The organism is Allobosea sp. 10L417 (assembly GCF_056395485.1).
Window position 1 is genome coordinate 427,860 of record NZ_JBFTJP010000002.1, and the last position, 12,150, is coordinate 440,009.

Annotated in this window: 11 protein-coding genes; 3 read left to right on the forward strand and 8 right to left on the reverse strand. The window is 65.9% G+C overall.

Going from position 1 to position 12,150, the window contains the following annotated elements; translation table 11 throughout:
* The first annotated feature begins 151 nt into the window (after positions 1-151).
* The gene (locus AC1DE3_RS08230; RefSeq protein ID WP_441512466.1) at positions 152-1,585 is read left to right on the forward strand and encodes an aldehyde dehydrogenase family protein; all 1,434 of its coding nucleotides are present in this window, start codon (positions 152-154) and stop codon (positions 1,583-1,585) included.
* Positions 1,586-1,708: 123 nt separating this feature from the next.
* Here AC1DE3_RS08230 and AC1DE3_RS08235 read toward each other — a convergent pair whose 3' ends face one another.
* The 6 genes from AC1DE3_RS08235 to AC1DE3_RS08260 form a co-directional block, all read right to left on the reverse strand.
* Positions 1,709-2,833, reverse strand: coding sequence for a zinc-dependent alcohol dehydrogenase family protein (locus tag AC1DE3_RS08235; protein ID WP_476852309.1), 1,125 nt, complete (start codon positions 2,831-2,833; stop codon positions 1,709-1,711).
* A gap of 130 nt (positions 2,834-2,963) precedes the next feature.
* A complete protein-coding gene (locus AC1DE3_RS08240; RefSeq protein ID WP_441512468.1) occupies positions 2,964-3,701 on the reverse strand; it encodes an ABC transporter ATP-binding protein in 738 nt (245 codons plus the stop codon).
* A 100-nt stretch (positions 3,702-3,801) separates the two neighbouring features.
* Positions 3,802-4,545, reverse strand: coding sequence for an ABC transporter ATP-binding protein (locus AC1DE3_RS08245; protein ID WP_441512469.1), 744 nt, complete (start codon positions 4,543-4,545; stop codon positions 3,802-3,804).
* A complete protein-coding gene (locus AC1DE3_RS08250; protein WP_441512470.1) occupies positions 4,542-5,546 on the reverse strand; it encodes a branched-chain amino acid ABC transporter permease in 1,005 nt (334 codons plus the stop codon). Before AC1DE3_RS08250 ends, AC1DE3_RS08245 begins: the two co-directional genes overlap by 4 nt.
* A complete protein-coding gene (locus AC1DE3_RS08255; RefSeq protein WP_441512471.1) occupies positions 5,543-6,421 on the reverse strand; it encodes a branched-chain amino acid ABC transporter permease in 879 nt (292 codons plus the stop codon). The genes AC1DE3_RS08250 and AC1DE3_RS08255 overlap by 4 nt, the downstream gene beginning before the upstream one ends.
* A 125-nt stretch (positions 6,422-6,546) precedes the next feature.
* A complete protein-coding gene (locus tag AC1DE3_RS08260; RefSeq protein WP_476780609.1) occupies positions 6,547-7,680 on the reverse strand; it encodes an ABC transporter substrate-binding protein in 1,134 nt (377 codons plus the stop codon).
* 245 nt (positions 7,681-7,925) lie between these two features.
* Between AC1DE3_RS08260 and AC1DE3_RS08265 the strand changes: the two genes are divergently transcribed.
* Entirely contained in the window at positions 7,926-9,191 is a 1,266-nt protein-coding gene (locus tag AC1DE3_RS08265; RefSeq protein ID WP_441512473.1) for an alkyl sulfatase dimerization domain-containing protein, read from the forward strand.
* Positions 9,192-9,209: 18 nt separating this feature from the next.
* On the opposite strand, the gene AC1DE3_RS08270 is transcribed toward AC1DE3_RS08265, so the two are convergent.
* Positions 9,210-9,731 carry a DUF4142 domain-containing protein gene (locus AC1DE3_RS08270; RefSeq protein WP_441512474.1) on the reverse strand — a complete coding sequence of 174 codons (522 nt, stop codon included), beginning with the start codon at positions 9,729-9,731 and terminating at the stop codon, positions 9,210-9,212.
* A gap of 131 nt (positions 9,732-9,862) precedes the next feature.
* Between AC1DE3_RS08270 and AC1DE3_RS08275 the strand changes: the two genes are divergently transcribed.
* A complete protein-coding gene (locus AC1DE3_RS08275; RefSeq protein WP_441512475.1) occupies positions 9,863-10,618 on the forward strand; it encodes a hypothetical protein in 756 nt (251 codons plus the stop codon).
* Between the two features lie 52 nt (positions 10,619-10,670).
* On the opposite strand, the gene AC1DE3_RS08280 is transcribed toward AC1DE3_RS08275, so the two are convergent.
* A complete protein-coding gene (locus AC1DE3_RS08280; protein ID WP_441512476.1) occupies positions 10,671-11,939 on the reverse strand; it encodes a GGDEF domain-containing protein in 1,269 nt (422 codons plus the stop codon).
* Between the last annotated feature and the right edge of the window lie 211 nt (positions 11,940-12,150).

Consider the following 12,150-nt stretch of genomic DNA (forward strand, 5'->3'; position numbering starts at 1 on the left):
GGCGCTGTCAAATCTGCCTTGGCAGCCCGGCCCTGCGCCTGTCGCGGGGGAGCCCGGATCGCTACCGCCTTGCGTCGGAGGCCGCCAGCCGGCAGCTTGCCTGCCGATTCCGCCGGGGCTGCGCCTTCGGCCAGAGCGATCGGGAACGAACATGAATCAACATTTCATCAATGGCCGCTATGTGCCTGGCCAGACTGGCGAAACCATCGCCAAGCTGAACCCCGCGACCGGCGAGGAGTTCGCCCGCATCGCCTGCGGAAACGCCGCGGATATTGACGCCGCGGTCACGGCGGCGCGCGCCGCCTTCGACGGCGCCTGGGGCAAGCTGACGGCAGCCGAGCGTGGGCGCCTGATCTCGAAGCTTGCGCTCAAGGTGCAGGATCATTTCGACGAGCTCGCCAAGCTGGAAGCACGCGATACCGGCAAGCCGATGAGCCAGGCCCGTGCCGATATCGACGCCACCATTCGCTATTTCGAGTTCTATGGCGGCGCCGCCGACAAGGTACACGGCCACGTCATTCCCTTCCTGAACGGATATCATGTCAGCGTCATCCATGAGCCGCATGGTGTTACCGGCCACATCCTGCCCTGGAACTATCCGGCGCAGATGATCGGCCGCTCGCTCACCGCCTCGCTCGCCATGGGCAATGCGGTGGTTCTGAAGCCGGCCGAGGATGCCTGTGCCACCGCCTTCCGCCTCGCGGAGCTGGCGAGCGAGGTCGGCTTCCCCGACGGCGCCATCAACATCGTTGCGGGCCGCGGCCATGAGGCGGGTGCGGCGCTCTCCGCCCATCACGGCATCGGCTTCATGTCCTTCACCGGGTCGCCCGAGGTCGGCAAGATGGTGCAGCATGCCTGCGCCGAGCATCTCATCCCCTGCACGCTGGAACTCGGCGGCAAGTCGCCTCAGATCGTCTTCGAGGATGCCGATCTCGACGCGCTGGTGCCGATCGCCTGCAAGGCGATCGTCCAGAACACCGGGCAGACCTGCTCGGCCGGTAGCCGCCTGCTGGTGCAGAAGTCGATCTATGACGACGTCATCTCCGCGGTCGCCAAGGAATTTTCCAAACTCCGGGCCGGCACGCCGGAGATGGACCTCGACTGTGGCCCGGTGATCAACGCCAAGCAGCGCGGCCGCGTCCAGAGCTTCATCGACCAGAGCCGCGAGGCCGGCATCCCGGTGATCGCGCAGGGCCAGATCGCGCAGGGCGTGCCGAATGGCGGCTTCTATGTGCAGCCGACCCTGTTCGGCCCGGTGCCGCGCGGCAACCGGCTTGAGCAGGACGAGGTCTTCGGCCCCGTGCTCGCGGCCTTCCCCTTCGATGACGAGGAAGATGCGATCAAGGCCGCCAACGGCACCGATTACGGCCTCGTCGCCGCGGTCTGGACCAAGGATGGCGGGCGCCAGCAGCGCGTTTCGAAGCGCGTCCGCGCTGGTCAGGTCTTCATCAACGGCTATGGCGCCGGCGGCGGCATCGAACTGCCCTTCGGCGGCACCGGCAAGAGCGGGCACGGTCGCGAGAAGGGCTTCATCGCGCTCGAGGAGTTCGCGGTGACCAAGACCATCGTGCACAAGCACGGCTGAGGCTAGCCGTCATTCTCGGGCGAAGCGCAGCTTCGACCCGAGAATCTCAGGCCGAGGACGGCGCGGGAGCCTCCTCCTTCAAGAGATGCTCGGGTCCAGCCCGAGCATGACGGCAGTGACCCGTTACATCCTCACAATGTGCCGGATCGTCCGGCCTTCGTTCAGCGCGTCGAAACCCTCGTTGATCTCGTCGAGACTGCCCGAACTGGTCCAGAGCTTGTCCACCGGCAGCCTTCCGCGCTGGTAGAGCTCGATGAAGCGCGGGATGTCGCGCGAAGGTACGCAGGAGCCGACATAGGAGCCCTTCAGCGTCCGCTCCTCCGCAACCAGCCGCACCGGCGAGAGCGCGAGCGTATGGGCGGGATTGGCGAGGCCAGCGGTCGTGGTCGTGCCGCCGCGCCGCGTGATCTGGTAGGCGAGGTCGAGCGCCCTGACCGAGCCCGCCATCTCCAGCCCGTGATCCACGCCGCCCTTGGTCGCTTGTTTGATCGCCTCGACCACATCCGGCGTATCGGCCTTGAAGGCATCGGTTGCGCCCAGCGCCAGTGCGAGATCGAGCTTGTCCTGCGCGAGATCGATGGCGACGACGCGCGAGGCGCCGCAGGCGATGGCGCCGAGCAGCGCGGAGAGCCCGACGCCGCCGAGACCGACAACCGCAACCGTCTCGCCCGCCTTGATCCGCGCCGTATTCACGGCGGCGCCGACCCCGGTCAAAACGGCGCAGCCGAACAGCGCGGCGATCTCATGCGGGATATCGGCCTCGACCTTGACCAGCGAACGGCGCGAGATCACCGCATGCTCTGCGAAGGCGGAAACGCCGATATGGTGATGCACCGGCTGGCCATGAGCCGAGAGCCGGCGCCCGCCGCCGAGCATCTCGCCGCGCCCATTGGCGGCATTGCCGGGCTCGCAGAGGGCAGGGCGGCCTTCGGCGCAGGGCGCGCAATGGCCACAGGAAGGCACGAACACCATCACCACCCGGTCGCCGGGTTTGAGGTCATCGACGCCTTCGCCGGTCTCGACGACCTCGCCTGCGGCCTCATGGCCGAGCACCATCGGCACCGGGCGCGGGCGGTTGCCGTTGATGACCGAGAGATCAGAATGGCAGAGCCCGGCAGCACGGACCCTGACCAGCACCTCGTCGCGGCCGGGCGGGGCGAGGTCGAGCTCCTCGATGCCAAGCGGGCGGCTTTGCGCATAAGGCGCCGCAACCGGGCTCGCGTTCAGGACGGCGGCGCGAATCTTCATGGCGCAAGCTCCGGTCTCGTGATCCGGCGCCATCCCGACAGGAGAGGGCGCCGCTGTCAAAGTGCCGCTTTCGCTCCCCCTGGATTGCTTCGCTGCGCTCGCAATGACGAGGAGGATATTCGGGCGCCGTTCAGGCCACTTCGCTCAGCGTGCCGCCGAGGAAGAGCTGGCCAATACGTGGATCCGCCAGGATTTCGGCCGCTGGTCCCTGCATGCGCGTGCGACCGAGTTCGAGCACCAACCCCTCGTCGGAAATCTCCAGCGCCGAGCGGGCGTTCTGCTCGACCATGAGGATCGAGACGCCCTTGGCGCGCAACTCCCTGAGGATGCCGAAGGTCTCCTGCACCATCAGCGGGGAGAGGCCGATCGAGGGCTCGTCGATCAGCACGAGCTGGGGGTCGAGCAGCAGGCCGCGCACGATTTCCAGCTGCTTCTGCTCGCCGCCGGAGAGCGTCGAGGCCTGCGCATCGGCCTTGCGCCTGAGCGCCGGAAAGCGGTCGAGCGCTGCCTCCAGCCGTTGCGGCATATCGATGATGCCGGAGCCGGCGGCGACCGCGCCGAGCTCGATATTGTGGCGCACCGACAGCTCCGGGAAGATATTGCGGCCCTGCGGAACATAGCAGATGCCGGCTTCGAGCAGCTTGCGCTGGTTCCAGCCGGTGATGTCGCGGCCGCCGAAGCGGATGTGGCCCTCGCGCAGCTTGAGCAGCCCGAAGATCGCCTTGAACACGGTCGACTTACCGGCACCGTTCGGCCCGATCACGGTCGTGATCGCGCCCCGCTTCACCGCGAAGCTGGTGCCGTTCAGGATGGTCATGGCGCCATAGCCGCCGACTACGCCGTCGAGTTCGAGGATGGGGGTGGTCATTCCTTGTCGCCCTCTTCCGCGTCATTCTCGGGTGAAGCGCAGCGCAGACCCGAGCATCTCTTGCAGGAGATGCTCGGATCAAGCCCGAGCATGACGTTCCCTAGTGTCCCAGATAGGCTTCGATCACGGCCGGGTTGGCTCGCACCTCGGCCGGGGTGCCCTCCGCCAGCACCTTGCCTTCGGCCAGCACGATCACGCGCGAGCACAGGCTCATCACGAAATCCATGTTGTGCTCGATCACCACGAAGGTCGCGCCTTGTTCGGCATTGATCGCGCGCAGGCGCTCCTTGAGGTCGCCCAGCATGGTGAGGTTGACGCCGCCGGCGGGCTCGTCGAGCAGCACGAGGCGCGGTCCCGCCATGAAGGCCATCGCCGCGTCGAGCAGCTTCTGCTGGCCATAGGATAGTCCGCCCGCCTTGGCCTCGGCGAGATGCCCGAGCTTGAAGAAGCCGATCATCTGCTGGGCCTTGTCGGAGAGACCTGCATCGTGCGCACCGAACAGGCGGCCGAGCATCGAGCCCTGATGCTCCTGCCCGGCGAGGATCAGGTTCTCGCGCACCGACAATTCGGGGAAGACCTGCAGCAGCTGGAAGGTGCGGCTGACGCCGAGCCGGTTGAGCGCGGACGGGCGCATGTTGGTGACGTCCAGACCGTCGAGCTTCACGGCGCCTTGCGTCGGTTCGAGCTGGCCGAGGATGCAGTTGAACAGGGTCGACTTGCCGCAGCCATTCGGCCCGATGATGCCGAGGATTTCGCCTTCCCTGACCGAGAAGGAGACGCCGTTCACGGCCTTGATGCCGCCGAAGGCCTTGTGCAGGTCGCGGACTTCGAGGACCGGGCTCATTGGGCGCCTCCCGTATTGCGCCGCAATGCGAGCCAGCCGCGCTCGATGAGGCCGCAGACGCCCTGCGGGCAGATGACCAGCAATGCGAGCACGATCGTCGCGAAGATGATGAGGTAGAGCGAGCCGGCGAAGCGCAGCCATTCCGGCAGCACGACGCCGAGCAGCGCACCCACGAAGGGCCCGAACAGATAGCCGGAGCCGCCCGCAACGACCATCAGCAGCAGGAACAGGCTCTGCGACAGCGAGAAGGGCGAGGGGTCGATGAACTCGACCAGCGGCGCATAGAGCGAACCGGCGAAGCCGCCATAGGCCGAGCCGATGGCGAAGGCGAGCAGCGTATAGGCGCGCGTATCGATGCCCAGACTCGCGGCGCGGACCGGATTCTCGCGGAGCGCCGTGAAGGCGCGGCCCCACGGCGAGCGCACCAGCCACCACAGCTTCAGCGACAAGATCAGCGTGACGACCACGACGAAGCGGTGGAATTCCAGCGCGCCGAACAGCTTGATGCCGAAGAAATCAGGCCGGTTGATGTTGGAGATGCCGTAGACGCCGCCGGTCAGCCACTGTTCGTTGCGGATGAGCAGCCAGATCAGCGTCGAGAAGGCGAGCGTCACGAAGGCGAGGTAATGTGTCCGCACCCGCAGCGCCGGGAAGCCGAGCAGGAGGCCGACCGCGAAGGTCAGCAGGCCCGACAACGCGAAGGCGGCGTACCAGCTCACGCCGTATTTCGTGGTCAGGATCGCTGTGGCATAGGCGCCGAGCCCCATGAAGGCGGCCTGCGCCAGTGAGCTCTGCCCGGCATAGCCGAGCGTCAGGTTGAGCCCCATCACGCCGATGCTCATCACCAGCCAGAGCGAGAGCACATAGGTGCCGTAGCGGCCCATCCCGACCGGGGCGAACCAGAGGATGACGGCGCCGAGGACGAGCGCGATCAGCGCGGCATCGATCCGGCGGGCCGGGCGACGCGAAGCCGCGGAATTCTGGACGGCGGGGGCGCTCATACGCGGCGCTCCTCCTTGCGGCCCATCAATCCTTCCGGCTTCACCAGGATGATGATGACGAGCAGTACGAGCGGCACGGCCAGCCGATACTGCGTCGAGATGTAGGCTGCCGCGAGCGAATCCGCGACGCCGATCAGCAGCCCGCCGACCAGCGCGCCGCGCACCTGGTTGAAGCCGCCGACGATGGCCGCGATGAAGGCGAAGAGGCCGATGGTCTCGCCATTCGAGAACTTCGCCAGATAAATCGGCGAGATCAGCAGCGAGGCGACGACGGCCAGCCCTGCGTTGAGGAGGAAGGTGAGCAGCACCATCCGCTCGACGGGAATGCCGAGAATGCGCGCGACGGTCGGGTTCTGCGCCGTCGCCTGCATCTGCCGGCCGAGCTTCGTGCTGCCGACGAACCATTGCAGCAGGCCGATGGCGGCGAAGGCGACGACGATGATCGCGAGATGCTGCAGCGAGATCGATACGCTGAGCAGGTTGATCATGTCCGTGGGGACCAGCGAGGGGAAGCTCTGCGCCTCCGCCGAGAAACCATCCTTGGCGCCTTCCTTCATGATGATCGAGAGCGCCATGGTGGCGATGGCGAGCGGCAGCACGCCATGCTTGATCATCGGATCGACGACGACGAGCTTGAAGCCCGCACCGAAGACCAGCAGGAAGACTGCGATGCCGATGAGGCCGCCGGCCCAGAGCGGCAGGCCGAAGAGCTTGACCGCGAGCAGGATCAGAACGGCCGGCAGCATGACGAACTCGCCCTGCGCGAAGTTGATCGTCTGCGAGGTCTGCCAGACCAGCGTGAAGCCGATCGCGGCGAGCGCGTAGATCGAGCCCGTGGCGATGCCGGCGATGAGATAGGCGATGAATTCGGCCATGGCTGATCTGGGTTCGGGTCTGCAACGTCATGGCCGGGCTTGACCCGGCCATCTCGGAAACCAGTCTTCTCGTCACGAGATTCCCGGGTCGGCGTAGCGCGCCGCCCGGGAATGACGTTCGGTGGCTACGGCTTGATCCGCGGCAGGGTGGTGTTGATCACCTGCTTGCCGTTCACGACTTCGGCGAGGAAGCTCTCGCGGTCGAGGTCGCCGTTCTGCTCGATGACGGTATCCATCAGGATGCCCGGCTCCTCGCTCGCCTTGATGGTCGCGCCACGCAGCGTGTCGGCTACGCCCTTCTTGTCGAGCTTCTTCTGCTTCTCGGTAGCCCATTTCACCATGAACACGGCCATGTAGCCCTTCACGCCGTTATGGTCGGAGGAGAAGCCGTATTTCTCGCGGTAGCGCTTGCCGAATTCCTGCAATGCGGGGATCGGCGCGTCGGTGGAAAGGCCGACATGGCCCTTCGCGCCGTTGGCGGCGTCACCCGCCAGCTCCAGCACCTTCGCGCCGAGCAGGGTGGTCTCGCCGATCATCGGCTTGGTGATGCCCTGTTGTTTGGCGGCGCGCAGGAAGCGGGCGCTCTCCTCTTCGTTCAGATAGACGAAGACGGCATCGGCATTGGCGTTCTTCACCTTGATCGCGTCGGCGGTGAAATCGGCCTGGCCCTGCTCGGTCGAGACGTCGACGGCGACCTTGATGCCGGCCTTTTCCAGCTCGGGCAGGATGGTGTCGCGCCCGCCCTTGCCGAAGTCATTATTGACCCAGACCACGGCGATCGAGCCCGCCTTGACGGTGTCCTTCAGGTATTTGGCGATCTTCGGCATCGCCGCCGCCTGGCTGATCGAGGTGCGGAAGATGTAGGGGTTGCCCTGGCGGGTGAACCCAGCCGCCTCGCCGCCGACGATCTGGGCGATCTCGGCGCGCTGCGAGATCTGCATGGAGGCGCCGATCGGGCCCGAGAAGATCGGGCCGAGGATGGCATAGGCGTTCTCGTCGATGGCGCGCTGCACGGCGGCGCGGGTATTCCCCGGATTGGTCTGCGTGTCGTAATGGACGATCTCGACCTGCTTGCCGAGGATGCCGCCCTTGGCGTTGATGTCGGCGGCGGCCATGTCGGCGCCGTTCTTCCAGTTGGTGCCGGCGGCGGCGCCCGCGCCCGACAATTCGATGACGTCGACCAGCTTGACCTTGTCCTGCGCCTGCGCGGGCAGGCTGAGGGCGGCGCCGAGTGCGGCCATGACCCAGAGCGATTTCATTGTCTGCTTCTCCCGAACGTTTCTCATCACACGCGCGATCTTCAAGCCGCGGCGTCCGCTCGCTTCTTGCAGGGCTTTGGGCCGGGATGTCCAGAGGCGAAGAGGCCGGGTGGGGCAGGCGTTTCCGCTTTGCCGGGGATGGTGTCAGGAGGGCCGCTGACGCTGGTTGTCAGCAGGGGGCGCCGGCGGCCTGTCGCCTCGGGTCGATGGTGCTAAACAGGAATGGCTGTGCCGGAGGAACCCGCATGAAACAGGACCCGTTGTTCGAGCGCCTCTGGGACGGCTCCGCCGCGATGGAAGAGTGGACCGCTGCGGTTTCGCATGGCGCGATCACGCAGGTGGACGACAACATCATCACCGTCCACACCACCTATTTCTGCGGTAGCGTCACGGCTATCCGCACGGCGGAGGGCCTCGTGCTGATCGACACCGCCAAGCCCGACACCGCCAAACAGACCTTGGATGTCATCCGCTCCTGGGACGATGGCCCAATCCATACCGTGATCTTCACCCACGGCCATATCGATCATACCAGCGGCATCAAGGTCATCGATGAGGAGGCGGATGCGCGAGGATGGCCGCGCCCGCGGATCGTCGCCCACCGCAACGTCGCGCGGCGCATGCAGCGTTACGAGGACACTCACGGCTTCAACAGCCTCGTTCAGGGCCAGCAATTCGACAAGCCCGGCTACGTCTATCCGATCGGCCAGCGCCGTCCCGACGAGGTCTATGACGACAGGCTGTCCCTCGCGATCGGCGGAGAGCGGATCGAGCTCTTCCACGGCCGGGGGGAGACGGACGACGCCACCTTCGTCTGGCTGCCCGAGCGCCGGGTTCTGGCGAGCGGCGATTTCGTGATCTGGGTTTTCCCCAATGCCGGCAATCCGCGAAAGGTCCAGCGCTATGCGGCAGAATGGGCCTCGGCCTTGCGGCGGATGGAGCAGCTCGAGCCCGACATCCTGATCCCCGGGCACGGGCCGGTGGTCTTCGGCGCGGAGCGGGCCAGGCAGATGCTCCAGGACGGTGCCGAAGCGCTTGAGCACCTGGTGCGCGAAACGCTCGCGCTGCTGAACCGGGGGGCCACGCTCGACGAGATCCTGCATGGCGTGAAGGTTCCTGCGGAATATCTCACGAAGCCCTATCTCCTCGCGAAATACGACGATCCCGAGTTCCTCGTCCGGGGCATCTATCACTTCTATGCAGGCTGGTTTGACGGGAGCGCGGCGCATCTCAAACCCGCCCCCGCGGCGGAACTGGCAGCCGAACTGGCCGGTCTCGCTGGAGGCGCGGACAAATTGGCCGCGCGAGCCCAAGTTCTTGCGGGGCAAGGGCAGACACGGCTGGCCGTCGAACTGGCTGAACTTGCCGGCGCTGCCGCGCCGGACAACGGGCGGATTCAGGCGATCCGGGCCGAGGTGCTTCGGACTCTGATCGGGACGGAAAGCTCCTTGATGGGCAAGGCCTTCCTCGCGGTCTACGAACGCGATGCGGCCCAACGATCCAAGGCCTGACGGATACGCCGGGCCATTCTATGGCGCCGGAAGTTCTCTCGCCTTTCGTTCAAGTTCGCGGAACACCGGCAGCGTCTGGGCGGCGAAGCTCTTCAGTTCCGGGTCGGCACCCTCGCCGGCGTAGCGTTCCATCAAGACGGTCGATTCACGGTGCGCGCTGCGTTGGGCATCGACATAGGCCCTGTCGAAATCGGCGCCCTGTTTGTCGGAGAGGTCACGCAACAGGTCGAGATGCTTGCCGTCGGGGCGATCGGGCAGGGCGATGTCGGAACGCTTGGAAATGATGCGGCGCAGGCTGCTCGTCGCCGCGGCATGATCGTCGGCGAGGCGATGGGCGAAATCCTTGATAGCCGCGGAATTGGTTTTGTGCAGGGCGAGCGTCGCGGACTCCATGCCGAACATGTTGGCGACCGCCGTCTGCGTGACGAAGTCCTGCGCGGGAATCGGCTGCTGAGCGCGGACGATTCCACTGGAGACCAGCGCCAGTCCGGCAAGGCCGAGCGCAAACGCTCCCGGAAAACGGTGATGCTTCAAGGTCATATTTCGGCAACCGGGAAGAAGGCCGGAGGTTCCATCGCATAGGCCCCTTTTCGCAGCGCGCCTTGTCGCGTTCTGGGTGCTGCGTTAGCAGGGCGAAGGCGCTCCGCCTTGCCCGATGCTGAGGGAATTCAATGCCGACCACTGTCGAGACCGTGCGCGATGCGCTCGTCCGGGCCCGCCGCGACCGCTCCCTGATCGAGACGGCAGCCCTGCCGGTGCCGGATTCGATCGCTGATGGACACGTGACGCAGGCGGCCGTCATTCGGGCGCTCAACCTGCCGGATGCCGGGTGGAAGGTCGGCATCGCCGAGGACGGCACGGCGATCGCGGGCCTGATGCCCGGCCCCTATCTCGCGCCGGGCGACGTCTACGAGGGCGCCATCGGGGCGGAGCTTCGCGTCGAGATCGAACTGGCGCTCCGGCTCGTGCGTGACGTGCCTTTCCGCCCGGCCCAGCCCTATTCGCGGGCGGAGCTGCTCGCCTGCTGCGACAAGGCCTTTCTCGGCATCGAGATCGTCGAGAGCCGCCTCGCCAACTGGCACGGCAAGGTCGCCTTTCCGCTCTGGCTCGCCGACGCGATGGGCCATGGCGGCTATTTCCTCGGCCCGGAGGTCGACATCAAGACGCTCGATGACCTCACCGGTCTCGGCTGCTTCATCTCGCTCAACGGGGTGACGATCTATGACCAGCCCGCCGTCCACGGCAACGGCGATCCGATGGTGCCCTTCCTGGCCTGGGCCAATCGCCAGCACGATAACCTCGGCAGTCTGCGCGCCGGGCAGATCATCACCACCGGCAGCCTCTGCGGCGGCGTGCTCTCGCCCGGAAAGGGCGAGGTCGTGACGAAGCTCTCGCCGCTGGCGACGGTTTCTTTGACGCTCCGATAAGAAACGGGGGCGGCGGGCATACGCGCTGCCGCCGCCTTCTTTTCCGCAGGCGCTAGGCGCTCAGCTCCTGTGGCGGCGTCTCGTTGCCGACCACGCGGTCGCGTCCCTGCCGCTTGGCTTCGTAGAGATGCGCATCGGCATGGGCGACGAGGCCGCGAATATCCTTGGCGTCGTCGGGGAAGGTGGCGACGCCGACGCTGATCGTCGGGGCGCCTGCGAATTCCTGCGCCAAGGTGCGGTGGACGGCGATCCGCATCCGCTCGGCTGACACCATCGCTGCGGGATGCGACATGTTCTCGCAAAGCACGACGAATTCCTCGCCGCCATAGCGGAAGATGAGATCGTCGCTGCGGATTTCCGCGCGCAGGCACTCCACGACGCGCCGGAGTACCTCGTCGCCAACGACATGGCCGTAGCGATCGTTGATGCTCTTGAAGTGATCGACATCGAGGATCGCCAAGCTGACGGGCCGCTGCGTTGCGATGCCTCGCGCCAGAATGGTCTGGCCGAGCGTCTCGAAGCGTTCACGGGTCAGCGCGCCTGTGAGGGCATCGCGGCCGCTTTTGCCGAGCAGCTCCTCATATTTGTGCCGGTAGGTCAGCTTGTGGAAGACGTCTGAAAGCGGCTGCGGCGCGAGTTCCGGTGTCCGGCGTTCGAACAGGTTGAGATAGAGGCCCATCAGCATCGCATAGGTCGCGGCTGCGCCCATCTTTGCCACCCAGCCGCCGAACAGCGCGCCGAGCGGCGTGCCGGTCACCATATGCAGCCCTATGAAGAATCCGACCTGATCGAAGGTCAGGATGATCGCGAGGCTCAGGCAGGAGCGCAGAACCAGCGATCGCGGCAGCAGCAGGCGCAACCTCTCATAGAGCAGGATCAGCGCGATGGAATCGATGAAGAGCAGCGTCGTGCCCCAGACCATCAGCGCGCCCATCTGATCGATCAGCACGAGGTCCGGATTGTAGCCGGGCAGCGTGACCGGCGGGCCGTAGAGCCTGAGGGTCGCCACCAGCGCGACCATCAGGAAATTGCCGATCAGCAGTCCGTAGATCGGCTGCCGCACCGTCTCGGCGTCTTCCCGGATATAGAAGAGCAGGATGATCGCGAGCTTGCCCGAGAACAGCACTGTCGAGCCCGGCGAGAGCAGGCCGAAGGGCAGTTCGATGAAGAAGACGGCGGCGAGATAGGTCTCCAGAAAGTGCATCACGCCGAGCGCGCAGAGGAAGGCGCCGAGCCCCATCACGTGCCGCAGCCGGAACAGCGCGGCCATGACGCCGAAATAGATCAGGGCTTGCGTGAGCAGCAGGAGGGTGCCGGGCATGCTGAGTGTCTATCACGGTTGGTTCTAACGAGGGATCAACGGTGTTCAGCCCGATAGCGCACCCGGCAACGGTGGTGACTTTCAGCTATTAACCTTCGTGCTCTTGAAAACCAATGCTTAGTCTTTTCACGACAGGCTCTTTCGAATCCGGTGGGCAGGCCGAAGGATTACAGGTCCTTGAGCATTGCGCATGCTCGCTCCCGCCTTATGA

What these genes read in the sequence shown, in the direction of transcription:
- AC1DE3_RS08230 (WP_441512466.1), top strand. Translation starts at nt 152, where the DNA reads ATGAATCAACATTTCATCAATGGCCGCTATGTGCCTGGCCAGACTGGC.
- AC1DE3_RS08235 (WP_476852309.1), bottom strand. Translation starts at nt 2,833, where the DNA reads ATGAAGATTCGCGCCGCCGTCCTGAACGCGAGCCCGGTTGCGGCGCCT.
- AC1DE3_RS08240 (WP_441512468.1), bottom strand. Translation starts at nt 3,701, where the DNA reads ATGACCACCCCCATCCTCGAACTCGACGGCGTAGTCGGCGGCTATGGC.
- AC1DE3_RS08245 (WP_441512469.1), bottom strand. Translation starts at nt 4,545, where the DNA reads ATGAGCCCGGTCCTCGAAGTCCGCGACCTGCACAAGGCCTTCGGCGGC.
- AC1DE3_RS08250 (WP_441512470.1), bottom strand. Translation starts at nt 5,546, where the DNA reads ATGAGCGCCCCCGCCGTCCAGAATTCCGCGGCTTCGCGTCGCCCGGCC.
- AC1DE3_RS08255 (WP_441512471.1), bottom strand. Translation starts at nt 6,421, where the DNA reads ATGGCCGAATTCATCGCCTATCTCATCGCCGGCATCGCCACGGGCTCG.
- AC1DE3_RS08260 (WP_476780609.1), bottom strand. Translation starts at nt 7,680, where the DNA reads ATGAAATCGCTCTGGGTCATGGCCGCACTCGGCGCCGCCCTCAGCCTG.
- AC1DE3_RS08265 (WP_441512473.1), top strand. Translation starts at nt 7,926, where the DNA reads ATGAAACAGGACCCGTTGTTCGAGCGCCTCTGGGACGGCTCCGCCGCG.
- AC1DE3_RS08270 (WP_441512474.1), bottom strand. Translation starts at nt 9,731, where the DNA reads ATGACCTTGAAGCATCACCGTTTTCCGGGAGCGTTTGCGCTCGGCCTT.
- AC1DE3_RS08275 (WP_441512475.1), top strand. Translation starts at nt 9,863, where the DNA reads ATGCCGACCACTGTCGAGACCGTGCGCGATGCGCTCGTCCGGGCCCGC.
- AC1DE3_RS08280 (WP_441512476.1), bottom strand. Translation starts at nt 11,939, where the DNA reads ATGCCCGGCACCCTCCTGCTGCTCACGCAAGCCCTGATCTATTTCGGC.